The following is a 25,981-nucleotide window of genomic DNA, read 5'->3' on the forward strand; positions in this document are numbered from 1 at the left end:
CGCCGTTCCCGCCTGCTGTAGCGGCATTCTTCCTGCTGAGCGAAAGGGACCGACGCGGGATCAGACGGCGGCGACCCACCGGTCGCGGAGCTCGGCCTCCGAGTACAGCCGCTCCGGGCGGATGATGCGGTCCTCGGCGACGAAGTAGAAGGCCGCGTCGATGAGGTCCGGGTCCACCCCGCGCCACTCGGCGAAGGCCAGCCGGTACAGGGCCAGCTGGAACTGCTTCTGCTCGAGGTCCGCGGCGTCCTTCGGCGCGCGGCCCGTCTTCCAGTCCACGATCTCCCAGCGGCCGTTGCGCTCGAACACCGCGTCCATCTTGCACACGACGATCCGGTCGGCGAACGGCAGATGGATCTCCAGCTCGACCGCCTCAGGACGCAGGTCCGCCCAGGGTGAGCGCTCGAAGGTGCGCTGCAGCGCCTCCAGGTCCGCACTCTCCGCGAGGTCCTCGAGGTCGAGGTCCCGGTCGCCGGGCAGCGCGTCGACGAGCTCGTCGAGCCCGCCCAGCCCGTACCGCTGCTCCACCCAGGAGTGGAAGAGCGTGCCGAGCCGGGTCTGCCGATAGGGGCGCTGCGGCATCGGACGGCGAAGCGCCGCCGCCATCGCGGACGGATCCGAGACGTAGTCCTTGAAGGCGGAGGCCGAGATGCGCACCGGCAGCTCGACGAGCTCCGCGTCGCGCCGCCGCCGCTCGCGCTCCGCGACGAGGAGGTCGATGCGCTCGCTCCACGGGGTCTCCACGGCAGGATCCGCGGCGCGGACGGCGTCCGCGGCCGCGAGCACCCGCCGGGCGCGGGCGCCGAGCGGGTCGCTCGGCCAGGGCACGTGCGTGACGAGCTCGTCGAGGGGGTTCTCCTCCGACTGCGGTCCCTCCGGCAGCGCGTCGTCCGAGATCAGGCCGGCGCTCTGCAGCTCCCGGAGGAACAGGCCCGGCCCGCGCGGCTTCCGCTGCGTCCACCAGAAGGATCCCGTGAGCAGCAGCGCCCGGCGGGCACGGGTGACGGCGACGTAGGCGAGTCGGCGCTGCTCGTCCGCGAACGCGGCGGTCACCGCCGAGCAGTAGGTGCCGTGGGCCTCGTCGAAGTCCTTGCCCGTCGCCGCCGCACGCCACGCGAGGGCCGGGAGGTCCGCGGCGTCGCCGCGGAACTCGTACGGCAGCTCCCCGAATGCGAGCCAGCCCTTGCTGCTGCGCGGCGGAGCGGGGAGTTCGCCTTCGACGAGGCGGGGTACCGCGACGAGGTCCCACTCGAGGCCCTTCGAGCCGTGGATCGTGAGCACCTGCACCGTGCCCGGCTCGGCCTCCTCGGTCCGGGGGCTCAGGTTCTCCCGCTCCTCGGCGAGCTCGAGCCACGACAGGAACGACCCCAGGCCGGCCGACGCGTCGCCGGCCACGAAGTCCGCGACGAGCTCCGTGAAGCCGTCGAGACCCGCGCGCCCGATCGGAGCGGACTCGTTCGCGGCCACCTCGACGTCGAGCAGCAGCTCCTGCTGCACGAGCGCCACGAGGTCCAGCAGGTCCAGGCCGACCCGACTGCGCAGCCCTGCGAGCTCGCGCGCGAGGGTGCGCATCCGGCGCAGGCCCTCCTCGCTGAAGTCGCGGAGTGCGCCATGGCCTTCGCGGGCGGTCGCGACGAAGTCGAGCGCGTCGACGATCGACGCGCCCTCGTCCGCGACCGTCGAGGCGCGAAGGAGATCCCGCACGCCGTCCGCGAGCTGCTGCTGTCCCGCGTCCCGGCCGGACAGCCAGCTCGCGAGCTCCCGCAGCGCCTTGATGTCGCGGACACCGATCCGCCAGCGGGCTCCCGTCAGCAGACGCAGGAGGTAGGGGCCGGCGGTCGGGTCGTGGAGCACCCGGAGGGTCGAGACGAGGTCGACGACCGCGGGGTCCTCGAGCAGACCGCCCACGCCGAGGACCCGGAACGGCACCCCGTGCTCGGCGAGCGCGCGGGTGAAGACGGCGACCTTCTTGAGCGAGCGGCACAGCAGCGCGGCCGTCGGCGGCGCCTCGTCGGGCCGCTCGCCCAGGCGCTCCTCGAACCAGCAGGCGACGGCGTCCGCCTCCTCCAGCACCGTCTCGCGGAACGCGACCGTCAGCTCCCCGTCGCCGGATCCCGGACGGCGCTCGAGCCGCTCCACCGGGATGGGCGAGGCGAGCGAGAGGGGCGCGACGAGGGTGTTCGCCGCGTCGAGCACGCGACCCGGGTTCCGCCAGCTGGTGGACAGAGCGTAGGTGCGGGCGCCGTCCGGCCCGCTGAAGTCGCGGCCGAAGCGCGCGAGGTTGCTCGCGCTCGCTCCCCGCCAGCCGTAGATGGACTGGTGCGGATCCCCGACCGCCATGACCGCGGTGCCGCGGAAGAGCTCCGCGAGCAGCCGTGTCTGGACGACGCTCGTGTCCTGGTACTCGTCGAGGAGCACGACCCGGTACCGCGCGCGGTACGCGGCGGCGACGCCGGGCACGCGGCGGACGATCTCCAGCGCCAGCGCGATCTGGTCGGAGAACTCGATGAGCCCGCGCCGGATCTTCTGCCGCTGGTACTCCTCAGCCAGGGCGAGCAGCGGCGGGAGCGTGCCGACGACGGCGATCGCCTCGCGCAGCGTCCGGTACTGCTGCTTCACGCGGGCGTTGCCGTACGGCAGGTCGGCGAGGCGGGCGAAGTCCTCGATCATGCGCCGGACGTCGGCGGGATCGGCGATGTTGTCGGCCAGCGCCCGACTCAGGGTCAGCACGCCCTCGGTGACGGTGTCCACCGACTTCCCGAGCTCGACGAGCCGCTCGTCGTCGCTGCCCACGACGACCCGGCGGGCGAGCTGCCAGGCGGACGCGTCGCCGAGCACGAGCGCGTCAGGCTCCCGGCCGATCGCGAGGGCGTGCTCACGGAAGAGGGTGCTCGCGAAGGAGTTGTAGGTCGCGATCGCGGGCGCGTCGAAGGGATCCGACTCGGCGGGGGCGAAGGCGGTGCCGTCGAGCCCGGCGACGCGCCGGGTTACGCGCTCGGCGAGCTCCCCTGCCGCCTTCCGCGTGAAGGTCAGACCGAGGATCTCGTTCGGGGCGACCTGCCCGTTGGCGAGCAGGTAGACCACGCGGTTCGCCATGGTCTCCGTCTTGCCGCTGCCGGCCCCCGCGAGGACGAGGCTCGGCACGAGGCCCGCCTCGATGACGGCCTTCTGCTGCGCGGTGGGCTCCGGCAGACGGAGCGCCGCCGCGATCTCGGCGGCCGACGTCATGCGGACACCGCCGGCACCAGGTGGATGCGATAGGCGTACCGCGCGTACGGGTCGCGCTCGTCGAGCCCGTCCACGCCGGGGAAGAGCGTGCCGGCCATCGTCTCGGCGGCGGCGCGGACCCGGCACCGGAACTCCTCGAGCGCCTCGTCCGTCAGCGGCTCCTGCGCGGCCTCGCGGAACAGGCGGCCCCCGACGCCGTCGGCGACGAACAGCAGCTTCGCGCCGCCGCCCACCCCGTCGGCGGGGATCGCGGGAAGGGCTCCCGAGGCAGCGGCGAGCTGGTACATGCCGAGCTGCGCGTGCCCGGGCAGCTCGTCCTTGGCGGGCCACCGGCGCCCCGTCTTGAGGTCGACGATGACGACCGCGCCGTCGGCGGTCAGCTCGACGCGGTCGATCGTCCCGCGCACCAGCGCCCTGTCGACCTCGAACTCGAACTCCGACTCGGCGCCCAGCAGGCGGTGGCCGTCCCGCTCGAAGGCGGCGAGGTAGTCCGCCAGACCCTCCGCGAGGCGCCCGGTGCGGCGCCGCTCGTACTCCTCGAGCCACGGCGACTCGAACGAGAACTCGTTCCAGCGCTCGTCCACCGCTGCCATCACCGCCTGCGCCGACAGGTCCGCGCCGGGGGTCGTCGACAGCTTCTCCATGGCGGCGTGGAGGACCGTGCCGATGCTGGCGGCGAAGCCGGACGGCGTCGCGGCCATCACGTCGACGAACCAGCCGAGCGGCGACTTCTCGACCGTCGCGAGCTTCGAGGGCGACACCGAGACCCGCACCTCGGGGTCCTCGAGGTCGGCGAGCGGACGCTGGGTGCTCGGAGGGAGGACGCCGTACCAGGAGTCCGGGTCGGCGCCGGGAACAGCTTCGTCCCGCAGCCGCGCGAGCGCCGACGCGCCGGCAGAGGAGGGGTCGGACGACAGGGTCCGCCGGAGGGCGCCCACAAGCCCGCGCAGGGTGAGCGGAAGACGCTCGCCCCCGCGCTCGGGAGGGATGTCCGGCAGCAGCCGCAGCAGCGAGGAGGGCTGCTCGTCGACGTTGGACACGCACGTCAGCACCAGGTGGGTGCGGGCGCGGGAGACGGCGAGCGCGAACATCCGCAGCTCGTCGTCCAGCACCAGCTTCCGCGCGTCGACGTCCTCGCTCGGGATGCCGTCGAGGGCGTCGGCGAGCTTCCCCGGATGCAGCAGGGTGCCCCGCAGGCGGAGGTTCGGCCAGACACCGTCCTGCAGCGCGGACACGGCGACGACGTCGAACTCGGCGCCGAGGACTCCGGTGGGCGCGCACACGAGGACGGAGTCCTGCCGGGAACGCGGCGCGAGAGTGTCCTCGGGGAGGTCCGCTCCGAGGACCTCGGCGAGGAAGTCGGTGGCCGGCTGACCCGGGGATCGCTCGACGAAGCGCTGCGCCGCCGTGAAGAGCGCGACGGCCGAGTCGAGGTGCCGGTTCGCCTCGTCGGCGAGGACCCCGGTGCCCTGTGCCTGCGCTCCCCAGGTGCGGGCGAGGCCGCTGCGCTCCCACACCAGCCAGAGGAGCTCCTCGATGGATCCTCCCGCCGCGTGGGCATCCCGCACTCGGCTGAGGGTCTCGGCGAGGGACCCGGCACGGCGGGCGGGGGCGGCATCGATGGTCGAGAAGCGCCCGGGCGCCGACATGGCCTCCACGAGCAGCTCCTCGGCGGAGCGTGCGCCGCCGCCCGCCAGCTCCTCGTGGCGCAGCGCGAGGCGGAGGCGGCGGAGACATACGGGGTCGAGCCCGCCGAGCGGGCCGAGGAGGAGGCCGGCGAGCGTCGGCGCGTCGAAGGGCAGGGCGCCCACCGCGACCGCGACCGCGTCGACGAGGTGACGGGCGGCCCACTCCTCGCGCAGCGGCCGCGCCGCGAGGCTCGTGCGGGTGGGCACCTCGGCGACCGCGAGGCCGCGGGCGAACGAGGGCACCAGGCGCCCCGACCGGACCACAACGGCCATGCGGCTCCACGGGACGTCCTGCTGGACGTGCAGTTCCCGGAGGCGGGACGCGAGGCGCGCGATCTCCTCGGGGCGACCGGAGGCGTCGATGCGGAGGACGCGGGGCTCCTCGACGGGGTCCTCCCGCTCCTCGGGACGGCGGGCGCGGTGGGTGCCGAAGCCGGCGGCGCCGATCCGGGCCGTGACCCTCGCGGTCACGCTCCGCAGGTCGGGGTGCGCGCGATGGTCGGCTGTGAGCTGGAGCACCGGGAGCGAGGGCAGGCCCAGCGTCTCGCCCAGCCGGGACAGCAGGTCCGCGCGGCCGCCGCGGAACCCGGTGCTCGCGATGTCGGGGTCGCCGAACGCGACCACGGACGTGCCGCGGCCGACCCAGGCGGCGACGAGCTCGGCGGTTCCGCTGCCGAGCTCCTGCGCGTCGTCGAGGAGGACGAGACGGGGACGCAGCGTCGCGACGCCGGAGCGCACGAGGGCGGTCGCCTCCGCGAGGAGCTCGCCCGAGTCGTAGGAGGACGACCGGAAGCTGTCGACGACCCGCTGGTACTCGTCGGCGAAGCGCGCCGCGGCCTCCCACTCCGGGATTCCCGAGCGCCGGCCGAGCCCGGCGAGGTCCGCGGGCGACAGGTTGGCCTCCGTCGTGCGCGCCATCAGCTCGCGCAGCTCGGTGCGGAACGCGGGGAGGCGCCGGACGTCGGCGTCGAGCCCCTCCGGCCAATCCGGGCCCTCGCCGCTCTCGGCGTGCCCCTCCAGCAGCGCGGCGATGATCGAGTCCTGCTCGGCGCCCGTCAGCAGCCGGGGCGGGACGTCGCCGCGGCGGGCCGCGTCCTCCCGCACGATCTCGAACGCGACCGAGGCCGCGGTGCGGGCGACGGGCCCCCCGGTCGGGACGCCGAGACGGAGCGCGATGCGGTCGCGCAGGGCGGAGGCCGCCTGGCGGGCCGGGGACAGCACGAGGATCTCGGACGGGCGCCATCCGGACGCCACGCGGGCCGCGACGAGCTCCACCATCGCGGTGGTCTTGCCGGAGCCGGGCGGACCGACCACCACGCCGCTCTCGTCGTCGCCGAGCCCCAGCACCGCCTGCTGTGCCTCGTCGAGCTCGACCCCCTCGAGCTGCTCGATCGTCGCTGCGTGCCCTCCCACGGCGCCAACGGTAACCCGGTGCGCCGACAGAGAACGGGCGACGGGCCCGGGAACGGCCTGCCGTAGGCTCTTCCCGAACGTTCGGCGTCAGGAAGGTCCCCGTGGAGATTCGCATCGGCATCGTCAACAGCGCACGTGAGCTGAGCTTCGAGACGAACCAGCCCGCGGCCGAGATCGAGAAGACGGTCTCCGAGGCGCTCGAGAGCGAGGCGAAGGTCATCCGCCTCGCGGACGACGCCGGCAAGGTCTACCTCGTGCCGTCGGCGACGCTCGCCTACATCGAGGTCGGTTCGGAGAAGACCCGCCGCGTCGGCTTCGTCGCCTGAGGACGCGATGGAGCTGCTCTTCGTCGTCCTCGGCGGACTGATCCTCGGCTTCGTCGCCCGCTACACCCTCCCCCGCCGCAGCACCAACGGCGTGCTTCTCGTGCCCGCGATCGGCGCGGCGTTCTCGGCGGCGCTCTGGGTGGCCCTGACCTGGGCCGGCCTCGCCTGGGACGCGGGCCTCATCTGGTGGATCACGCTCGTCGCGACGGCGGCGGTGTGCGCCGCGGCGGCGCTGCTGCTGGGACGCGCCCGCGAACGGCAGGACTCCGAGCGCCTCGCGGCCCTCACCCGTGCCCGAGCTCGCGCTCGCACGACCCGCTCCTAGCCCCCGGCGTCACTTCCGCTCAACAGGCAGGAACGGCCTCCAACAGCAAGATCGGGCCCGTTTTCGCCTGCTGAAGCCCTCTTTTGCCTGTTGAGCGACAGGGCGCCGGCGCGGTCAGGCGGTGAGGCCGAGCCGGTCCATCCGCCGCGTGTGCTCGGCCATGAGCTCGGTGAGCACCGGCTCGATCCGATGCTCCGCGTTCGGCTGCGTCTGCGGCAGCGCCGAGCGGGCGACCAGCAGCGTGTCCCCGACGAGCCGGCGGCCCCACACCGCGAGGCGGGACCCGAGCTTCGGATTCTCGGCCATCGCATCCGCGAGCATGTCGACGATCGCCTCCGCGCCGTTCTCCCCTGCGATGACCGCCGACAGCTTGGCGCCGCCGTCCTCGATGCCCGCGGCGAGCCGGGAGAAGAAGTCGTCGAGCAGGCCCGACGTGAGGTAGATGCTCGCGAGCGCCTCGTACCAGTCGGCCCCGGCGACCATAACAGCGAAGGCGTCGATCGGCTCGCGGTACGGGGCCATGGCCTCCGCGGGCTCCACGCCGCGGCGCCTCAGCTCCGCGGTCAGCGCGCGGTGCTTGGCGAGCACGAGTCCCGCCGCGTTGGACAGCGCCTCCTTCGCGCGCAGGTCCGGGGCTGCGGATGCGGCTCGCGACAGCGCCTCGAACTCCGACAGCTCGAGATATGCCGCTTGGGCGATGACTTTGACCGGATCCGGTCGCAGCGCCTCGATGCTGACGCGGTCGATGGTCTGCGGCACCGCACGACCTCGTGGCCTCGATGACTCGGCGCCCGTGCCGTGTCGTCCGAACCAGGAGATCACACGCCCCAGCTTAGGGGGAGGCGCCGTCCGGCCCCCGCGGAAAGGGGACCGGCTAGGATGGGCGGATTCCGCGCAGACTCGCCGGAAGAGACGAGCGCCTAGAACCGACAGGCGCACACACTACCGACAAGGCGCTCCGCTTCGTGACTTTCACCGAACTCGGCGTCGACCAGGACATGGTCGACGCCCTCGCCACCAAGGCGATCACCGACCCCTTCCCCATCCAGACCCAGACCATCCCGCTGGCGCTCTCCGGTCAGGACATCATCGGCCAGGCCAAGACCGGCACCGGCAAGACCTTCGGCTTCGGCCTCCCCATCATCCAGCGTCTCGGCCCGGACCCCGCGCCCGGCGTGCAGGCGCTCGTCGTCGTCCCCACCCGCGAGCTCGCGGTGCAGGTGACCGAGGACCTCGAGCTCGCGACGTCCAACCGCCCGACGACCGTCGTCTCCATCTACGGCGGCAAGGCGTACGAGGGCCAGATCGAGCAGCTGAAGGCGGGCGCGCAGATCGTCGTCGGCACCCCCGGCCGTCTCCTCGACCTCGCCGGCCAGCGGCTCCTCTCGCTGTCGAACGTCCGCGAGATGGTGCTCGACGAGGCCGACAAGATGCTCGACCTCGGCTTCCTGCCGGACATCGAGAAGCTCTTCGCGCAGACGCCACCGACGCGGCACACCATGCTGTTCTCGGCGACCATGCCGGGCGCGATCGTCGCGCTCGCCCGCCGCTTCATGAACCGGCCCGTCCACATCCGCGCGACGGACCCCGACGAGGGCCTCACGCAGGCGAACATCAAGCACCTGGTCTACCGGGCGCACGCGCTCGACAAGGACGAGGTCATCGCCCGCATCCTCCAGGCGGAGGGACGCGGCAAGACCGTGATCTTCACCCGCACCAAGCGCGCCGCGGCCAAGCTCGTCGAGGAGCTCACCGACCGCGGGTTCAAGGCCGCCGCGGTGCACGGCGACCTCAGCCAGGAGCAGCGCGAGCGCGCCATGGCGGCGTTCCGGGCCGGCAAGAAGGACGTCCTCATCGCGACGGACGTCGCCGCCCGCGGCATCGACGTCGACGACGTCACGCACGTCATCAACCACACGATCCCGGACGACGGCGAGGCCTACCTGCACCGTGTCGGCCGCACCGGACGAGCGGGCAAGACGGGCATCGCGGTCACGTTCGTCGACTGGGAGGACCTGCACAAGTGGTCCCTGATCAACCGGGCCCTCGAGTTCGGCCAGCCGGAGCCGGTGGAGACGTACTCGTCCTCGCCGCACCTCTTCTCGGACCTCGACATCCCGCAGGGCACGAAGGGACGAGTGGTGGCGCCCCGCGCCGCCGCCCCCGTCACGGCGCCCGCAGCATCGGAGCCCACGGAGGGCGAGGCGACCGCTCCCGCGGAGAAGACCGCCCGCTCCCGGAGCCGGCGCCGCACCCGCAGCGGCGGCGCGACGCAGTCGAGCGGCCCGCAGCAGCAGGCCCACGCGGAGCACGCTCCGGGCTCGGGAGCGCACGACGGATCGGGGCCGCAGCGACGCCGCCGGCGACGCGGCGGGTCCCGCCCCACGCCCTCCGCCTGACCCGCGGACTGCCCCTCAGGGAACGGACATGGACAGCCCCGATCATCCCCGTCCCGAGCATCCGCGGCCGCAGTTCGTCCGCGACCGCTGGCTGAGCCTCAACGGCTGGTGGGAGTTCCAGCTCGACCAGGGTGACTCGGGGCTCGAGCGCGGCCTCGCGGGCCGGGAGCTGGACGACCGCATCCTGGTGCCGTTCGCGCCCGAGTCGGAGGCGTCCGGCGTCGGCAACACGGACTACCTGCAGGCGGTCTGGTACCGGCGCACCGCTCGCGTGCCGGACGACTGGACCGGCCGCGTCCTCCTGCACTTCGGGGCGGTCGACTACGACGCGACCGTCTGGATCGACGGCGTCGAGGCGGGCCGCCATCGCGGCGGGTTCAGCTCCTTCACCCTCGACCTCGGGCACCGGGAGCCGGGGACCCTCCTCACGATCACCGTGCGGGCGCGCGACCTGCGGGATCAGCCGCAGGCGCGCGGCAAGCAGGCCCGGCAGTTCCTCAACAACCTCGCCTACTACACGAGGACGACGGGCATCTGGCAGTCCGTGTGGCTCGAGTCGGTGCCGAGCACGTACCTCAAGCGCGTCGCGATCACGCCCCGGGTGGCGGACGGCGTCCTCGCCCTCCGCGCGACCGTGAACAGGAACCTCGCGGGCTCGCGCTTCCGGGCGACGGTGCTCGCCGAGGGGCGCCCCGTCGCGGAGGCCGAGACGCGCGCCGACCTCGACCTCTCCCCCGGCGTCGAGGTCGCGCTCCCCGCCGAGTCCGTGCGGCTGTGGTCCCCGGAGGACCCGTACCTGTACGACGTCCTCCTCGAGCTCCTCGACGCGGACGGCGACACGATCGACAGCGTCCGCAGCTACGCCGGGATGCGGTCGATCGCGATCGACGGTCAGGCGCTGCTCCTCAACGGCCGACCCGTCTTCCAGCGTCTCGTGCTGGACCAGGGCTACTGGCCGGACACCCTCATGACCGCGCCCTCGGACGCCGCGCTTCGGCAGGACATCGAGCTCGCGCAGGAGGCCGGGTTCAACGGCGCACGCCTGCATCAGAAGGTGTTCGAGGAGCGGTACCTGTACCACGCCGACCGGGCGGGATTCCTCGTGTGGGGCGAGTACGGCGACTGGGGGATCAACGCGCTCGGCCCGACCGGCAACAACCAGCAGCCCACGGCGGCGTTCGTCGGTGAGTGGCTCGAGGTGGTCGCGCGGGACGTCAGCCATCCGTCGATCATCGGCTGGTGCCCGCTCAACGAGACGCACCAGCAGCTGCACGACCGCACGACGGCGCTCGACGACGTCACCCACGCGATGTTCCTCGCGACGAAGCTCGCCGATCCGTCCCGCCCCGTCATCGACGCGTCCGGCTACGCGCACCGCGAGCCTACGGACGTCTACGACTCGCACTCCTACACGCAGGCGCCGGCGGAGTTCGCGCTGCAGCAGCAGGGCCTCGCGGACGGCAACCCGTACGTGAACCGCGGCGCCGACGGCGAGTGGTCGCAGCCGTACGCGGGACAGCCGTACTTCGTCTCGGAGTTCGGCGGGATCTGGTGGAACCCCGAGCGCGCCGCCGAGGGCGAGGCGGGGTCGGACGTCCTCGACTCCTGGGGCTACGGGCAGCGCGTGCGGAACCTCGAGGAGTTCTACGAGCGCTTCGAGGGCCTGGCCCGGGTGATGCTCGAGAACCCGCTGATGTTCGGCTACTGCTACACCCAGCTGACGGACGTGTTCCAGGAGGAGAACGGCATCTACCGCTTCGACCGGTCGCGGAAGCTCGACGTCGAGCGGATCCGCCGGATCCAGCAGGTCGAGGCGGCGTACGAGCGGGAGACGCCCGGAACGGCGGCCCCCGATCTCGGCTACGCGGGCCGGGTGACCGGCGCGTAGCCCGTCGCGGCGGCGACCAGCCGCTCCACGACCTCGGGCGCCGTCGTGTTCTCGCCGAGCCGGTTCGGCTTGCCCGCGCCGTGGTAGTCGCTCGACCCGGTGACGGCGAGGTCGTACTTCTGCGCCAGCTCGAGGAGGCGGCGGGCGCCATTCGGACTGTTGTCCCGGTGGTGCACCTCGACCCCGAAGAGGCCGGCGTCGATGAGCCGGCGGAGGTAGTCCTCCGGCAGGATGCGGTCGGTGCTCACCCCGGGATGGGCGAGGACCGGGACACCGCCGGCGGCGACGATGAGCCGGATGCCCTCCAGGGGCTCGGGCGCGTAGTGCGGCTCGTAGTACCCCGCACGCCAGTGCAGGATGGTCGCGAACGCCTCGCCGCGGTCCCGGACGTGCCCCTTCGCGACGAGCGCGTCCGCGATGTGCGGCCTGCCCACGGTTCCGCCGGGCGTGGTCTGCGCGACGACGTCGTCCCACTCGAGCTCGTAGTCGTGCCCGATGCGAGTCACCATCGTCTCGGCACGTGTGACGCGATCGCGGCGGATGCGCTCCGTCTCGGCGAGGATCCCCGCATCGGTGGGATCGAACAGGTACCCGAGCACGTGCACGCTCGCCCAGCCGTGCCGCGTGCTGAGCTCCATCCCGGGGAGCAGCGCGACTCCGTGCCGCAGGGCGGCGGTCCGCGCGTCCTGCCAGCCGGCCGTCGAGTCGTGGTCCGTGAGCGCGATCCCGTCGAGGCCGGCCGCGGCCGCGGCGGCGACGAGCTCGCCGGGGGTCTCGGTTCCGTCGGAGACGCTGGAGTGCGTGTGCAGATCGAACCGCCCGCGCACACCCATGGACCCATGCTAGGACCGGTTCTTCAGGCGGCGTGGCGTCGGGCCCCCTCTCCGGAGGAGCATTCCCGTGACGGCATCGGAAGGAGGGGTGCATGCCGGATTACGGAGCCGACCTGCGGTTCGGCGCCTTCCTCACCCCGTCGGCCGCGGACCCCGAGGGGACCGTGGCACTGGCCGTCGCGACCGAGCGCGCGGGGCTCGATCTCGTCACGTTCCAGGACCACCCGTATCAGCCGCGGTTCCTCGACGCCTGGACGCTGCTGTCGTATGTCGCCGCCCGGACCACGACCGTGGGGCTCTCGGCGAACGTGCACAGTCTGCCCCTGCGGCCGCCCGCGGTCCTCGCCCGCGCGGCGGCCTCCCTCGACCGCCTCAGCGGAGGCCGGGTCGCGCTGGGACTCGGCGCCGGCGCCTTCTGGGACGCCATCGCGGCGATGGGCGGCGAGCGCCGCTCCCCCGGCGAGGCGGTCCAGGCGCTCGAGGAGGCCGTCCTGCTCATCCGGGACCTCTGGAACACCGACGAGCGCGGCGGGGTGTTCCGCGACGGGCGGTTCTACCGGGCGCACGGCGCGAAGCGGGGCCCGCGGCCGGCGCACGAGATCCCGATCTGGATCGGCGCGCTGCGACCTCGGATGCTGCGCCTCATCGGGCGGATGGGCGACGGCTGGCTGCCGTCGCTGGCCCGACTCGACTCGCTCGACGACCTCCGGACCGGCAACCGGATCATCGACGAGGCGGCCGTCGAGTCCGGACGCGACCCGGCGGCCATCCGGCGTCTGCTCAATGTCCCGGCCGAGGTCGCAGACGTCGACTCCATGGTCAGCCTCGCGCTCGAGTACGGCATCTCCACCCTCATCGTGGCGACCGACGACGAGGACACGATCCGGCGGTTCGGCGAGGAGCTCGCCCCCGCCGTCCGCGCAGCCGTGGCGGCGGAGCGGCGTCGGGCCCGCTAGCGGCGCCTCCGCGGGAGGGCGCACCCCCTCGGCTACGGTGAGGCGGTGATCCGTCGCGTCCTGGCAGCCCTGATCCTGCTGGCGGTCGCCGGAAGCCTCCTCGCCCTCGCCTGGCCGCAGCTCTTCGGATGGCATCGCGTGACGCCCGTCGCCCAGGCGGTGTCGCTGCGCTCCGCGGCCGTGGTCGTCGCCCTGATCGCCGCTCTCCTCTCGACCGTGCTCGCGCTGCTGATCGCCGCCGGGCGCCGCTTCTTCGCGGTCATCGCGGTGCTGCTCCTCGCCTTTTCCGGACTGCAGGTCGCGGTCCTCTCCTCCCGGGGGTTCAGCGGGTCCGGGTTCGAGACACCGTCCGCCACCAGCATCCGCGTGCTCTCCTGGAACACCCTCGGCGATGCCCCGGGCGCCGAGCGGATCGCACAGCTCGTGATCGACTCCCAGGCGGACGTCGTCGCCCTGCCCGAGACCACCAAGGCGACCGCGGACGACGTCGCGGCGCGCGCCCGCGCGGCGGGCCTCCCCCTCGTGGCGTACACGGTCGCCTACGACCAGGTGTCGAAGGCGCGGTCCACGTCGCTGCTGATCAGCTCGGACCTGGGGTCCTACGTCATCGGCACCGGCGCGTCCAACACCTCGGTCCTGCCGAGCCTCGTCGCGATGCCCACCGGCGGCGGGCCCGTGCTCGTCGCGGCTCACGCGGTCGCGCCGCTGCCTCAGTACACGTCCGAGTGGCGCAGCGACCTGGCATGGCTCGCCGCGCAGTGCGAGGGCGCGGACGTGATCCTCGCCGGGGACTTCAACGCGACGCTCGACCACTTTCCGGGACTGCAGGCCGAGCCCGGTATGGATCTCGGCCGGTGCCGCGACGCCGGGAGGCTCGCGGGCGCCGGCGCGGTCGGCACCTGGCCCACGGCCGTGCCGGCGCTGCTCGGCGCCCCGATCGATCACGTCCTCGTCACGTCCGCCTGGCGTGTGAGCGGGTACCGGGTGCTGACCGACCACGAGGGCGCGGGCAGCGACCACCGGCCCGTTCTCGCCCAGCTCACCCGCGCGGGCTGACGAGCAGGGGGACAATGGACCCATGAACGACGAGACGGAGCGACTGGCGGAGCCGGACCTCGAGGCGCCGGAGGCGACGGGGCCCGTGGAGGGCCAGGCCGAGCAGCCGCGCGCGACGGCGAACCGGGCTGCGCCGTGGCCCGAGTCCTTCGCGGCCTACATCGGCAGCGGCTGGGCGGATCGAGCGCTCGTCACCCCGCCCCAGCGGGACCAGGCGCCATACGCGGCGGAGCGGCGCCGCCGCCTGTCGGGCCTGTTCCCCGGTCAGCGGCTCGTCGTGCGCGCCGGCAGCCGCAAGGTGCGCTCGAACGACACGGACTACCCGTTCCGGGCGGACTCCGCCTTCTCCTGGCTCACCGGATGGGGCGCGGACGCGGAGCCGGACGCGGTGCTCGTGCTCGATCCCGCAGGCGACGGCCACACCGCGACGCTCTACTTCCGGCCTGCGGCCGGGCGCGACTCCGACGAGTTCTACGCCAACCCCGAGATCGGCGAGTTCTGGATCGGACCCCGGCCGACGCTCGACCACGTCGCCGCCGACCTCGGCATCGCGACGCAGCCGCTCACGGAGTTCCGCTCCCAGGACGACGACGTCGACGCGGACACCTCGGACGAGCTCGCCCGGGCGCTCAGCGAGTTCCGGCTGGTCAAGGACGATTACGAGATCGCGCAGATGCGGCTCGCGATCGAGGCGACCGCCCAGGGCTTCGACGACATCATCGCCGACCTGCCGCGGATCCAGCGGCATGAGCGCGGCGAGCGGGTCGTGGAGGGCGTCTTCTACACGCGGGCTCGGATGGACGGCAACGCCGTGGGCTACGACACGATCGCCGCCTCGGGACCGCACGCGTGCATCCTGCACTGGACGCGCAACGACGGTCCCGTCGTGCCCGGCGACCTCATCCTCATCGACGCCGGGGTGGAGCTGCCGAGCCTCTACACCGCGGACATCACCCGGACGCTGCCGGTCGACGGCCGCTTCACCCCCACCCAGCGCATGGTGTACGAGGCCGTGCGGGAGGCGGCCGACGCGGCCTTCGCGGTCGTGCGGCCCGGCATCCGCTTCCTCGACGTGCACGAGGCGGCGATGGCGGTCATCGCCCGGAAGACCGCCGAGTGGGGCCTGCTGCCGGGGACCGCCGAGGAGGCGCTGCAGCAGGAGAACCAGCAGCACCGCCGCTACATGGTGCACGGGACGAGCCACCACCTCGGCATCGATGTCCATGACTGCGCGAAGGCGCGGCGCGAGCTGTACCGCGAGGGGCTGCTGAAGCCCGGCATGGTGTTCACGATCGAGCCCGGCCTCTACTTCCAGCCCGACGACCTCACGGTCCCCGAGGAGTTCCGCGGCATCGGCGTCCGCATCGAGGACGACGTGCTCGTCACCGAGAACGGCGTCGAGAACCTCTCCGCGGCGATCCCGCGCACGGCGGACGAGGTCGAGGCCTGGATCGCCCGCCTCTCCCGCGCCTGAGCGCCGCGCTTCGCGCCGTGCTACGCGCCGTGCCTACTCCCGCCGAGATGCCACTTGGTGCTCCCAAATCGCGGGAATGGGAGCACCAAGTGGCACTTCGGCGGACGGACTACGCCGTGGGAGGGTACGGCGACTCGGGAGCCGCAGGCGGCGTCGAGCCGAGGATGCTCTGCGCCCGGCCTGAGCTCTCCGGCTTGACGACGAGGGTGTAGTTGGACGCGATCACGGCCCGCGTGGACGTGAAGTCGCGGATGCGGCGGGTGGCGGCGTAGCTCGCGAGGCCGAACAGCATGCCGAAGCCGGCGCCGATCAGCATCGCCGCGAGCGCGACGCCGAACACGTTCGGGCTCGCGGGCGAGAAGAGGAGCAGGACGACGCCGAAGAACACGCCGAGCCACAGGCCGGACAGCGCGCCCGCGCCCGCCGCCTTCGCGTAGGTGAGGCGCCCGGTCACATGCTCGACGCTCTTCAGGTCGTTGCCGACGATCGAGACGTCCTGCACCGAGAAGTCCGCCTTCACGAGCCGGTCCACCGCCTGCTGCGCCTGCGTGTAGGTCTCGTACGTCCCGACCACCTCGCCGCGGGGCAGCGCGGGCTCGACCGCCGGGCGGCCGCTGAACGGGGAGGGTGAGGTCATGTGAACAATTCTGGCCGAAACACCTGACAGATGGCGGCATCGGCGTCGCCGGGAGGTCGCGCCGGTAGCCTGGTCGTGTGAGTGTGAGCAGGGTCTTCGTCGCCCGGCTGGTCGGCTGCACGGTCTTCGACCCGCTGGGCGATCGCGTCGGGAAGGCGCGCGACGTGGTCGTCGTGTACCGCCGAAGCGACCCTCCGCGCGTCGTCGGCCTCGTCGTCGAGATTCCCGGCAAGCGGCGCGTGTTCCTCTCGATCGGCCGGGTCACGAGCATCGGCGCCGGTCAGATCATCACGACGGGTCTCATCAACCTGCGCCGCTTCGAGCAGCGGGCGAGCGAGACCCGCGTCATCGCCGAGATGCTCGGCCGCCGGGTCGTGCTCGCGGACGGATCCGGCGAGGCCACGATCGAGGACGTCTCCATCGAGGAGGTCGCCCCCGGCGAGTGGGAGGTCGGACAGCTCTTCGTGCGCAAGCCGAAGACGAGCCCCAGCCCGTTCGCCAAGGGCCCGACGATGTTCGTCCGGTGGGACGAGGTGCGGGAGCGCGTCGGCAAGGGCCAGAGCCAGTCGGCGAGCCAGCTGATCCAGACCTACTCCGACCTCAACCCGGCGGACCTCGCGAACACCCTGCTCGACCTGCCCGAGCAGCGCCGCCAGGAGGTGGCCGAGGAGCTGCCCGACGAGCGCCTCGCGGACGTGCTCGAGGAGATGCCGGAGACGGATCAGGTGCAGATCCTCGCGAAGCTCGACGACGACCGGGCCGCTGACGTCCTCGACGCCATGCAGCCCGACGACGCCGCCGACCTCATCGCCCAGCTGCCCGGTGAGCGCGGCGAGGCCCTCCTCGATCTGATGGAGCCCGAGGAGGCGGACGACGTCCGCCGGCTGCTCGAGTACGAGCCGGACACCGCGGGCGGCCTCATGACGCCCGAGCCGATCATCCTCTCCGCGGACGCGACCGTCGCCGAGGGGCTGGCCCTGATCCGCCGGCACGAGCTCGCGCCGGCGCTCGGCGCGGCCGTGTGCGTCACGCTGCCGCCGTACGAGCCGCCGACCGGTCGCTTCCTCGGCATGGTGCACTTTCAGCGGATGCTCCGCTACCCGCCGCACGAGCGGCTGGGCACGCTCCTCGACCAGGGGCTCGAGCCCGTGCGCGACGACACCTCCGCCGCCGAGGTGTCGCGGATCCTCGCGACCTACAACCTCGTCAGCGTCCCCGTCGTGGACAAGAACAACCGACTCGTCGGCGTCGTGACGGTCGACGACGTGCTCGACCACCTGCTCCCGGAGGACTGGCGGAACCCCGACTCCGCACGGGCGCCGCGGACCCGCGCCGCCGCACTGAGGCGGGGGCTCCCGGTGCCCGCCGGACGCCGTGGAAGGAGGGCAGGAGATGGCGCGACCCGTTGAGACCACGCCACGGCAGGAGCCGCGGCTGGACGCCCCGAAGGGCCTCCGCACCTCGGTCCTGTCGTTCCGCAAGCGGGCGAGCCGGGACCGCTTCGGCCGCGCCACGGAGTTCATCGCGCGCGCGATGGGAACACCCTGGTTCCTGATCGGCCTGACACTGTTCGTGATCGCCTGGATGGCGTACAACACCTACGCGCCGGAGCAGTGGCGCTTCGACTCGGCCGAGATCGGCTTCACGGCACTCACGCTGATCCTCTCGCTCCAGGCCTCGTATGCCGCGCCGCTCATCCTGCTCGCGCAGAACCGCCAGGACGACCGCGACCGTGTCGCCATGGAGCAGGACCGGCAGCGGGCCGAGCGGAACCTCGCGGACACCGAGTACCTCGCCCGCGAGGTCGTCGCCCTGCGCCTGCTCGTGCGCGACATGGCCTCCAAGGACTTCATCCGCTCCGAGCTGCGAAGCCTGCTGGAAGAGCTCGAGAAGCGCGACCACGACGAGCCGGCCGAGGCCGAGCACCGGCGGTCGACGGGATCGAGGTCCGCGTGACGGCGGGCACGGCCGAGCTGGAGGACGCCGTCCGGGAGCGCCTGCGCAGCGTCATCGATCCGGAGATCCGCAAGCCGATCCCCGACCTGGACATGATCGACGGCGTCACGGTCACCGCGGACGGCACGGCGCGCGTGGGCCTGCGTCTCACGATCGTGGGCTGTCCTGCCGCGGACCGGATCGAGCAAGACGTGCGCGACGCGGCGCTCGGGACGCCGGGGGTGACCTCCGCGGTCGTCGAGACCTCGATCATGACGCCCGAGCAGCGGCACGCGCTCACGCTCAAGCTCCGGGGCGCCCGGGCGCGAGGCGCCCAGTTCGGCCGCGACTCGCTGACGCGCGTGATCGCGGTCACGAGCGGCAAGGGCGGGGTCGGCAAGAGCACCGTGACCGCGAACCTCGCGGTCGCCCTGGCCGCGCAGGGCCTGTCCGTCGGCGTGGTCGACGCGGACGTGCACGGGTTCTCGATCCCGGGCCTGCTCGGCATCCCGGCGGACGCGACGCCGACGCGGGTGGACCAGATGATGCTCCCGCCGGTCGCGCACGGCGTGAAGGCGATCTCGATCGGGATGTTCCTTCCGCCCGAGCAGCGGGGCGGCGCGGTCGCGTGGCGGGGCCCGATGCTGCACCGGACGATCGCGCAGTTCCTGACGGACGTGTTCTTCGGCGAGCTCGACGTGCTCCTGCTCGACCTGCCGCCCGGCACCGGCGACGTCGCCATCTCGGTCGGTCAGCTGCTCCCCCAGGCCGAGGTCATCGTCGTCACCACGCCGCAGCCGGCGGCCGCCGAGGTCGCCGTGCGGTCGGGTCTCCTCGCGCGCCAGACCGGTCAGCGCCTCCTCGGCGTCGTGGAGAACATGGCCGGCCTCGCTCAGCCGGACGGCAGCGTCCTCGACCTGTTCGGCTCGGGCGGCGGCGCCGAGACGGCGGCGCGCCTCTCCGACGGTCAGGCCGACGCGGTGCCGCTCCTCGGCTCCGTGCCTCTCAGTGTCGACCTCCGCGTCGCGGGGGACGCGGGCGTGCCCGTCGTCCTCTCCTCCCCGGGGGACCCGGCCGCGCGGGCGCTGCGGGACATCGCGGCGCGGCTCTCGGTGCGGCGCGAGAGCCTGGCGGGGCGCAGCCTGCCCCTCTCCCTCCGCTAGCGCCTGCACGGGTCCGGAGCGCCTGCACGGATCCGGAGGACCTGCACGGATCCGGAGGATCTGCACGGATCCGGAGAATTCGGCGACACGCCGTGCGCGGAGCCCCCGGCAGCGGCGTGTCGCGAAGTGCGCCGGACCCGTGCAGATGCTCGGGCGCCAGGGGGCGGCCGCGCGCCTCGCGGTGCGCGGCCGGGCGAGGGGCTAGGTCGCCTCGGAATCGAAGGGCGCCGGGCCGCCCGGCTCCCGGCGCACCGCCGGGGCCGGCCCCGCTCGCGGGGCGCTCCTGGCCGGCGGTCGGACGACCTGCGCCGGCTGCTCCTCGTCCTCCAGAAGGGCCTCGCGGATGATGCGGCGCGGGTCGTACTGGCGCGGGTCCAGCTTCTTCCAGTCGACCTCGTCGAACTCGGGGCCCATCTCCTCGCGCATCCGGTCCTTCGCGTTGTCCGCGAACGCCTTCACCGACTTCACGAGCCGGGCCAGCTGGCCGGCGTAGCGTGGCAGCCGGTCAGGACCGAGAAGGACCACCGCGAGCACCGCGAGAAGCAGCAGCTTCTCGAAGGTGAGGCCCATCATGCACCCCACCCTAGCTTCCGCATTCGGGGCCTTTTCGTGCGCCGGAGAAGGCTCGTCCTGGGGATTGCCGGAGCGGGAGGGGCGGGCCGCATAGGGTGGGAGGCGTATGTCAGAGAAGGAAGCGAACTGGAAGTACGCCGACGACTACGTCGTCGAGCCCGAGTCGATCGCGCGCGCCCGAGAGCACGCGCTGGAGCTGGGAGTCGAGGCCGTCTCGCCAGCGGTCGGCTCGCAGCTGGCCGTGCTGGCGGCCGCCCTCCGCGCTTCCTCCATCGTCGAGGTGGGGACCGGGACAGGCGTGTCCGGTCTCTGGCTGCTGACCGGTGCGCCGAACGCGACCCTCACGTCCATCGACAGCGAGCCCGACCACCAGGCGGCCGCGCGGAGCGCGTTCGCGGAGGCCGGGATCGGCATGAGCCGCATCCGCCTGATCTCGGGACGTGCCAACGAGGTGCTTCCGCGTATGAACGAGGAGTCATACGACCTCGTGCTGGTGGACGCCGACCCGCGCAGCGTGATCGAGTACGTCGAGCACGGCCTGCGCCTGGTGCGCCGCGGCGGACTCGTCCTCGTCGCGAACGCGCTCTGGCACGGTGACGTGGCGAACCCGGTGCGGCGCGACGCGGTCTCGACCGCGTTCCGCACGCTGCTCGAGGAGATCGGCCAGTCGAAGGCGGTGCTCAGCACCCTCTCCCCTGCTGGGGGCGGGCTGCTGCAGCTCATCCGGCTCTGAGCGCACCCGCGAACGCCGCCTGAGCCCGCCGTGCCTGGCGGAGCCGGGCGGCAATCGCCGATGCTCGCGAGCCGGGATCAACGGGTTCGGTTCGCCGCCCGAGGGCGTCATCGCGTCAGCGCGAGCGACATACGTCATCGAGCGCATCGACCACGAGACGAAGTCGGCGACAACCGGCGCCGCTCCGCGAGGGAGCGGCGGCAGGCTGACGCGGCGGGGCGCCACGGAGGCGCCCTGAGGATGCTGAGGCTCAGCTGGCCCCGACGACGGCTCCGAGCGCGTCGTGCAGTTCCCTGGCCTCTGCGTCGTTCACGGAGACCACGAGACGGCCACCACCTTCGAGCGGGACCCGCACGATGATGAGCCTGCCCTCCTTGACGGCCTCCATAGGCCCGTCTCCGGTGCGCGGCTTCATAGCGGCCATGGAGCTTCCCCTTTCTGAGGTTCAGCCTCCATTATCCCGTAGCGCGCCGACATGCGCCAAAGCGGCGGCCCATCGGGCGCTCAGGGGACACCGAGCCGGGCGTCAGGGAACGGTCCACCAGGAGCTGACCGGACCCCACGTCAGCCAGAGCCAGCCGAACTGGAGGACCAGCGAGACGACGATCACCGAGATCCGGTAGAGCACCGAGCGCGGCTGAGCGAGAGCGCCGGCGAGCGGGAACATCGGGATCAGGAGGCGGAACGTGCTGGACTGGGGGAAGAAGACGGCCAGCAGGTAGAGGGCGTAGCTCACGACCCACAGCCGCATCTCGACGCCGAGCCGCCGAACGGACGGGAGGACGAGCGAGAGCGCGAACGCCCCGACGATCAGCACGACGACGATCGCGCCGAGCGGGGCGCCGAGGTAGAAGTCGAAGGCCTGGAACCAGGGGGCGAAGGGCACCAGGTGCTGGTGCCCGATGATGGGCGCGCGCCAGGCCAGCTCGGTGTCGGTGTAGGCCGTGATGGAGCCCGTGGCGATCCAGGCGGCCGCCGGCCAGAACAGGCCCATGACGCCGCTGAACACCGCGAGACCGCCCACGACGACCTGCTCGCGCCGCGGGAACGGATCCCTGTCCCGCTGGACCAGGCGCACGAGCCAGTAGAGGGCGAGGGTCAGCGCGAAGGCGAGACCGGACGGCCGGGTCAGCGCCATCACGGCCGTGACCGGGAAGAGCCAGCCCCACTTGCGCCGGATCAGGAGATACAGCGCGAGCACGAGCAGGAACGTGTGCATCGCCTCGGCGTATGCCATCTGGAAGATGAACGACAGCGGCGACACGGAGAAGATCACGACGCCGAAGAACGCCTGGTCCTCGTCGAGGCGCAGCAGGAAGAGGCGGTAGAGCAGGACGGCCGCGCCGAACCCGAACAGCAGCGAGACCGTGAACGCGGCGACCGGCCACCACGCACCGCTGAGCGCGGCCAGCGCCGAGACGAGGAAGGGGTAGACGGGCATGAACGCCCACTGGTTCTCCGCGACGTAGCCGGCAGCGTCCAGAGGCAGTTCCGTGGGATAGCCGACGGCGGCGATGTACCAGTACCAGTAGCCGTCCCAGAGGGCGGAGTAGGAGAAGAAGTCCGGATCGGCGCCCGCCCGCGACTGCGGCGTGAGCTGGCCCGCCGTGAACGCGAGCGCGATCGTCGTGAGCGCGCGGGCACCGCCGTAGACGAACAGCACGCGAGCCCACCACGGCGTCCGTCGCCAGAGCGACTCCCGCCGCGGCGCCTCGACGGCGACGGCGGAGCTCAGCTGTCCGCCCCCGTCAGCCACGCGCGCAGCCCGCGCTCGCAGTCCGTGATCTGCTCGACCGGAACCCGCTCGTCGTCCGCGTGCGCCTTCACCGGGTCGCCGGGGCCGTAGTTGATGGCCGGGATGCCGAGGCGCGAGAAGCGGGCCACATCGGTCCATCCGTACTTCGGCATGGGCGTGCCGCCGACCGCCGCCACGAAGTGCTGGGCGATCGGGGCGTCCAGTCCGGGACGTGCCCCGGCCGCGAGGTCGACGATCTCGATCTCGAAGCCGTCGAAGACCTCGTGGATGTGCGCGACCGCCTCCTCGGCGCTGCGACTCGGCGCGAAGCGGTAGTTGACGTGCACCATGCACTCGTCCGGAATCACGTTGCCCGCGATCCCGCCGGTGATGCCCACCGCGTTGAGCCCCTCCCGGTAGACCAGGCCGTCCACCTCGACGCTGCGGGCCTCGTACGCCGCGAGCCGGTCGAGGATCGGCGCGGCCTTGTGGATCGCATTGTCGCCCACCCAGGACCGGGCGGAGTGCGCGCGGAGGCCGCGGGTGCGGATCTCGGCGCGCAGGTTGCCGTTGCAGCCGCCCTCGATCTGCGACCGGGTCGGCTCGCCGAGGATGGCGAAGTCGCCGGCGAGGAGCTCCGGGGACGTCTGGGAGAGCCGGTTGAGGCCGTTCTTCGCCTCCGACACCTCCTCGTGGTCGTACCAGATCCACGTGATGTCGGCGACGGGCTCCGCGAGCTCGGCCGCGAGCTTCAGCTGCACGGCCACCCCCGCCTTCATGTCGACCGTCCCCCGACCCCAGAGGTACTCGACGCCGTCGATCGTCTCGAAGCGGGTCGGCACGTTGCCGTTGATCGGCACGGTGTCGATGTGTCCGGCGATCACGACCCGCTGCTCCCGCCCCAGCTCGGTCCTCGCCACGATGGTGTCGCCGTGGCGGGTGACGCGCAGGTGCGGAACCGCGGACACGCTCTCCTCGATGAGGTCGGCGAGCGGTCCCTCGCGGTCGGAGACGGAGTCGATGTCGCAGATGGTGCGGGTCAGATCGATCGACGACATGGTGAGGTCGAGCGACGGCATGCGATCACCCTACCCAGCGAAAAGCGGCGAGCCCCCGCGCCCAGCCCCCGACCGGCCGATCGATACCCTGGAGCCATGGCGAAGGACGAGCGGAAGGCCTGGGGCTACGGACTGGCGACGGTGGCGTCGGAGGGGACCGTGCTCGACACCTGGTTCCCGGAGCCGAAGCTCGGCGCCTTCCCCGCAGGACGGGACCGCTGGATCGCGCCCAAGCAGCTGCAGGAGCAGGCCGGAGCCGACGCACGGCGGGATGTGCGCATCGACACCGTCACCGTGGAGATCGACCTCGACCGCGCGCCCGGCTCGACCTCCGACGCGTACCTCCGCCTCCATCTGCTGTCGCACCGGCTCGTCGCGCCCAACACCATCAACCTCGACGGGATCTTCGGTCAGCTTCCGAACGTCGCGTGGACGACGGCGGGGCCCATGCACCCGGACGCCGTGATGACCCGCCGGAGCGCCCTGCAGCGTGCGGGCATCCAGGTTCAGGGCGTCGACCGCTTCCCGCGACTGACCGACTACGTGCTGCCCGATCGCGTCCGCATCGCCGACGCGTCGCGCGTCCGGCTTGGAGCGCATCTCGCACCGGGAACCGTCGTGATGCACGAGGGCTTCGTCAACTACAACGCGGGCACGCTCGGGACATCGATGGTCGAGGGCCGCATCTCGCAGGGCGTCGTGGTCGGCGACGGCTCCGACATCGGCGGCGGCGCCTCGATCATGGGGACGCTCTCCGGCGGCGGCACCGAGCGCGTCGTCATCGGCCGGCGCGCGCTGCTCGGCGCGAACGCCGGTGTGGGGATCTCGATCGGCGACGACACCGTCGTTGAGGCGGGCCTGTACGTCACCGCCGGCACGAAGGTCGTCCTGGTCGGCTCGGCGCCGTCCGCCGACGGGACGCCGCCGACCGTCAAGGCCCGTGAGCTCTCCGGGGTGCCGAACCTGCTGTTCCGCCGCAACTCCGTCACGGGCGCGGTGGAGGCGGTCCCGCGCAGAGGCCAGGGCATCGAGCTGAACGCGGCCCTGCACGCCTAGCACCCTCGGCCGCGCCTGTGCGCGGCGAGGCGCGCTCGTAACCGGGGGCCGGTTCGGCGTTTCCGGGCCGGCGATTCGGCCCGATCTCGCCGATACGGCCCGTGTTGCGATGGGGCCCGGGTTGCCGATTGCGCCGATCCGGCCCCGGTCGCCGCGGGAAGCCGCGTCAGCGGGAGATGTGGCGCTCCGCCGGGCCGACGTACAGCTGCTGCGGGCGGCCGATCTTCGTGGCCGGGTCGTCGTTCATCTCGCGCCAGTGCGCGATCCAGCCGGGCAGCCGGCCGATCGCGAAGAGCACCGTGAACATCCGCGCCGGGAAGCCCATCGCCTTGTAGATGACGCCCGTGTAGAAGTCGACGTTCGGGTACAGCTTGCGCTGGATGAAGTAGTCGTCGGCGAGCGCGATCTGCTCGAGCTCGCGGGCGAGGTCGAGCAGGGGGTCCTGCACGCCGAGCGCGTCGAGGACCTCGTCCGCGCTCTCCTTCACGAGCTTGGCCCGCGGGTCGTAGCTCTTGTAGACGCGGTGGCCGAACCCCATCAGCCGCACGCCCTCTTCCTTCTTCTTCACCCGCTCCACGAACTTCTGGACGCCCTCGCCCGAGTCGCGGATCTGCGCGAGCATGCGCAGGACGGCCTCGTTCGCGCCGCCGTGCAGGGGTCCGTAGAGCGCGTTGATGCCCGCCGAGATGGACGCGAAGATGTTCGCCTCGGTCGATCCGACCAGGCGGACGGTCGAGGTGGAGGCGTTCTGCTCGTGGTCCTCGTGCAGGATCAGGAGGCGGTCGAGCGCCTTCGAGAGGACGGGGTTCACCTCGTACGGCTCGGCCATGGTGCCGAAGTTGAGCCGCAGGAAGTTGTCGACGAAGCTCAGCGAGTTGTCCGGGTAGAGGAACGCCTGGCCGAGCGCCTTCTTGTGCGCGTACGCCGCGATCACGGGCAGCTTCGCGAGCAGCCGGATCGTGGAGATCTCGACCTGCTTCGGGTCGTGGACGCTGAGCGAGTCCTCGTAGTACGTCGACAACGCGGAGACGGCGCTCGACAGGACGGACATCGGGTGCGCCGTGTGCGGCAGCGCGGCGAAGAAGCGCTTGAGGTCCTCGTGCAGGAGGGTGTGGCGGCGGATCTTCTCGTCGAACTCGGCGAGCTCGTCCGCGGTGGGCAGCTCGCCGTAGATGAGCAGCCACGCGACCTCAAGGTACGTGGACTGCTGGGCGAGCTCCTCGATCGGGTAGCCGCGGTAGCGGAGGATGCCCTTCTCGCCGTCGATGTACGTGATCGCCGAGCGCGTCGAGGCGGTGTTGACGAAGCCCTGGTCGAGGGCGGTCAAGCCGGTCTTCCGCGTCAGCGTCGAGACATCGATGCTCGAGGCGCCGTCCACGCTCGGGATCACCGGGAACTCGGCGGTGCCGCCGGGATAGGTGAGCGTGACGTTCTGCGCGTTCCCAGCCTGGCCGACTTCGCCCACGGCGCCTCCTCCGATTGGTCTCAGGGGACGACCCCCGCTT

Annotated in this window: 22 protein-coding genes; 12 read left to right on the top strand and 10 right to left on the bottom strand. The window is 72.5% G+C overall.

Translation table 11 applies throughout. The features are described from left to right. Positions 1–60: 60 nt before the first annotated feature. Both J3P30_RS02390 and J3P30_RS02395 read right to left on the bottom strand, forming a co-directional pair. Positions 61–3,228, bottom strand: coding sequence for an ATP-dependent DNA helicase (locus tag J3P30_RS02390; RefSeq protein ID WP_210479352.1), 3,168 nt, complete (start codon positions 3,226–3,228; stop codon positions 61–63). Continuing rightward, entirely contained in the window at positions 3,225–6,329 is a 3,105-nt protein-coding gene (locus tag J3P30_RS02395) for an ATP-dependent DNA helicase (RefSeq protein ID WP_210479353.1), read from the bottom strand. The genes J3P30_RS02390 and J3P30_RS02395 overlap by 4 nt, the downstream gene beginning before the upstream one ends. 101 nt (positions 6,330–6,430) lie before the next feature. Between J3P30_RS02395 and J3P30_RS02400 the strand changes: the two genes are divergently transcribed. Both J3P30_RS02400 and J3P30_RS02405 read left to right on the top strand, forming a co-directional pair. Further along, on the top strand, positions 6,431–6,655 hold the full coding sequence (locus tag J3P30_RS02400) for a DUF3107 domain-containing protein (protein ID WP_210479354.1): 225 nt from the start codon (positions 6,431–6,433) through the stop codon (positions 6,653–6,655). Between the two features lie 7 nt (positions 6,656–6,662). Next, positions 6,663–6,980, top strand: coding sequence for a hypothetical protein (locus tag J3P30_RS02405; RefSeq protein ID WP_210479355.1), 318 nt, complete (start codon positions 6,663–6,665; stop codon positions 6,978–6,980). A 114-nt stretch (positions 6,981–7,094) separates the two neighbouring features. Here the strand turns inward: J3P30_RS02405 and J3P30_RS02410 are convergent, their stop codons facing one another. Continuing rightward, positions 7,095–7,739 (bottom strand): ferritin-like fold-containing protein, encoded by a 645-nt coding sequence (locus J3P30_RS02410; protein ID WP_307807366.1) that lies wholly within the window; start codon positions 7,737–7,739, stop codon positions 7,095–7,097. A gap of 206 nt (positions 7,740–7,945) precedes the next feature. Between J3P30_RS02410 and J3P30_RS02415 the strand changes: the two genes are divergently transcribed. Beyond that, positions 7,946–9,379 carry a DEAD/DEAH box helicase gene (locus tag J3P30_RS02415; protein ID WP_210479356.1) on the top strand — a complete coding sequence of 478 codons (1,434 nt, stop codon included), beginning with the start codon at positions 7,946–7,948 and terminating at the stop codon, positions 9,377–9,379. Positions 9,380–9,407: 28 nt separating this feature from the next. Continuing rightward, on the top strand, positions 9,408–11,267 hold the full coding sequence (locus J3P30_RS02420) for a glycoside hydrolase family 2 protein (RefSeq protein ID WP_210479357.1): 1,860 nt from the start codon (positions 9,408–9,410) through the stop codon (positions 11,265–11,267). Here the strand turns inward: J3P30_RS02420 and J3P30_RS02425 are convergent. Beyond that, entirely contained in the window at positions 11,240–12,100 is an 861-nt protein-coding gene (locus J3P30_RS02425) for a PHP domain-containing protein (RefSeq protein WP_210479358.1), read from the bottom strand. The genes J3P30_RS02420 and J3P30_RS02425 overlap by 28 nt on opposite strands. A 92-nt stretch (positions 12,101–12,192) precedes the next feature. On the opposite strand from J3P30_RS02425, the gene J3P30_RS02430 reads away from it, so the two are divergent. From J3P30_RS02430 to J3P30_RS02440, 3 genes are read left to right on the top strand one after another with little or no spacing between them, the layout of a single operon-like run. Then, the gene (locus J3P30_RS02430) at positions 12,193–13,056 is read left to right on the top strand and encodes an LLM class flavin-dependent oxidoreductase (RefSeq protein WP_210479359.1); all 864 of its coding nucleotides are present in this window, start codon (positions 12,193–12,195) and stop codon (positions 13,054–13,056) included. A 45-nt stretch (positions 13,057–13,101) separates the two neighbouring features. Further along, on the top strand, positions 13,102–14,112 hold the full coding sequence (locus J3P30_RS02435; protein ID WP_210479360.1) for an endonuclease/exonuclease/phosphatase family protein: 1,011 nt from the start codon (positions 13,102–13,104) through the stop codon (positions 14,110–14,112). A 22-nt stretch (positions 14,113–14,134) separates the two neighbouring features. Beyond that, a complete protein-coding gene (locus tag J3P30_RS02440; RefSeq protein WP_210479361.1) occupies positions 14,135–15,586 on the top strand; it encodes an aminopeptidase P family protein in 1,452 nt (483 codons plus the stop codon). 109 nt (positions 15,587–15,695) lie between these two features. On the opposite strand, the gene J3P30_RS02445 is transcribed toward J3P30_RS02440, so the two are convergent. Next, entirely contained in the window at positions 15,696–16,223 is a 528-nt protein-coding gene (locus tag J3P30_RS02445; protein WP_210479362.1) for a general stress protein, read from the bottom strand. 77 nt (positions 16,224–16,300) lie between these two features. On the opposite strand from J3P30_RS02445, the gene J3P30_RS02450 reads away from it, so the two are divergent. From J3P30_RS02450 to J3P30_RS02460, 3 genes are read left to right on the top strand one after another with little or no spacing between them, the layout of a single operon-like run. Further along, the gene (locus tag J3P30_RS02450; RefSeq protein WP_210479363.1) at positions 16,301–17,632 is read left to right on the top strand and encodes a magnesium transporter MgtE N-terminal domain-containing protein; all 1,332 of its coding nucleotides are present in this window, start codon (positions 16,301–16,303) and stop codon (positions 17,630–17,632) included. Then, entirely contained in the window at positions 17,616–18,179 is a 564-nt protein-coding gene (locus J3P30_RS02455) for a DUF1003 domain-containing protein (protein WP_210479364.1), read from the top strand. The genes J3P30_RS02450 and J3P30_RS02455 overlap by 17 nt, the downstream gene beginning before the upstream one ends. After that, positions 18,176–19,321: an Mrp/NBP35 family ATP-binding protein gene (locus tag J3P30_RS02460; RefSeq protein WP_307807367.1), complete on the top strand. Its 1,146-nt coding sequence runs from the start codon at positions 18,176–18,178 to the stop codon at positions 19,319–19,321. Before J3P30_RS02455 ends, J3P30_RS02460 begins: the two co-directional genes overlap by 4 nt. Positions 19,322–19,522: 201 nt before the next feature. On the opposite strand, the gene J3P30_RS02465 is transcribed toward J3P30_RS02460, so the two are convergent. Continuing rightward, positions 19,523–19,894 carry a Sec-independent protein translocase TatB gene (locus J3P30_RS02465; protein ID WP_210479365.1) on the bottom strand — a complete coding sequence of 124 codons (372 nt, stop codon included), beginning with the start codon at positions 19,892–19,894 and terminating at the stop codon, positions 19,523–19,525. A 106-nt stretch (positions 19,895–20,000) separates the two neighbouring features. On the opposite strand from J3P30_RS02465, the gene J3P30_RS02470 reads away from it, so the two are divergent. Further along, positions 20,001–20,627, top strand: coding sequence for an O-methyltransferase (locus tag J3P30_RS02470; protein WP_210479366.1), 627 nt, complete (start codon positions 20,001–20,003; stop codon positions 20,625–20,627). 250 nt (positions 20,628–20,877) lie between these two features. On the opposite strand, the gene J3P30_RS02475 is transcribed toward J3P30_RS02470, so the two are convergent. The 3 genes from J3P30_RS02475 to dapE all read right to left on the bottom strand — a co-directional run bounded on the left by J3P30_RS02475 (position 20,878) and on the right by dapE (position 23,441). Then, entirely contained in the window at positions 20,878–21,051 is a 174-nt protein-coding gene (locus tag J3P30_RS02475) for a DUF3117 domain-containing protein (protein ID WP_210479367.1), read from the bottom strand. A gap of 102 nt (positions 21,052–21,153) precedes the next feature. After that, complete coding sequence (locus tag J3P30_RS02480) at positions 21,154–22,383, bottom strand: hypothetical protein (protein WP_307807368.1); 1,230 nt, start codon at positions 22,381–22,383, stop codon at positions 21,154–21,156. Continuing rightward, positions 22,359–23,441, bottom strand: coding sequence for a succinyl-diaminopimelate desuccinylase (gene dapE, locus J3P30_RS02485; protein ID WP_210479368.1), 1,083 nt, complete (start codon positions 23,439–23,441; stop codon positions 22,359–22,361). The genes J3P30_RS02480 and dapE overlap by 25 nt, the downstream gene beginning before the upstream one ends. A gap of 75 nt (positions 23,442–23,516) precedes the next feature. Here dapE and dapD point away from each other — a divergent pair, with 75 nt between their 5' ends. Further along, positions 23,517–24,476 carry a 2,3,4,5-tetrahydropyridine-2,6-dicarboxylate N-succinyltransferase gene (gene dapD, locus J3P30_RS02490; protein ID WP_210479369.1) on the top strand — a complete coding sequence of 320 codons (960 nt, stop codon included), beginning with the start codon at positions 23,517–23,519 and terminating at the stop codon, positions 24,474–24,476. A 166-nt stretch (positions 24,477–24,642) separates the two neighbouring features. Here the strand turns inward: dapD and J3P30_RS02495 are convergent, their stop codons facing one another. After that, positions 24,643–25,941 carry a citrate synthase gene (locus J3P30_RS02495; protein ID WP_210479370.1) on the bottom strand — a complete coding sequence of 433 codons (1,299 nt, stop codon included), beginning with the start codon at positions 25,939–25,941 and terminating at the stop codon, positions 24,643–24,645. Positions 25,942–25,981: the final 40 nt, after the last annotated feature.

The sequence above is a fragment of the Naasia sp. SYSU D00948 genome (genome assembly GCF_017916515.1).
Classification (GTDB): Bacteria; Actinomycetota; Actinomycetes; order Actinomycetales; family Microbacteriaceae; genus Naasia.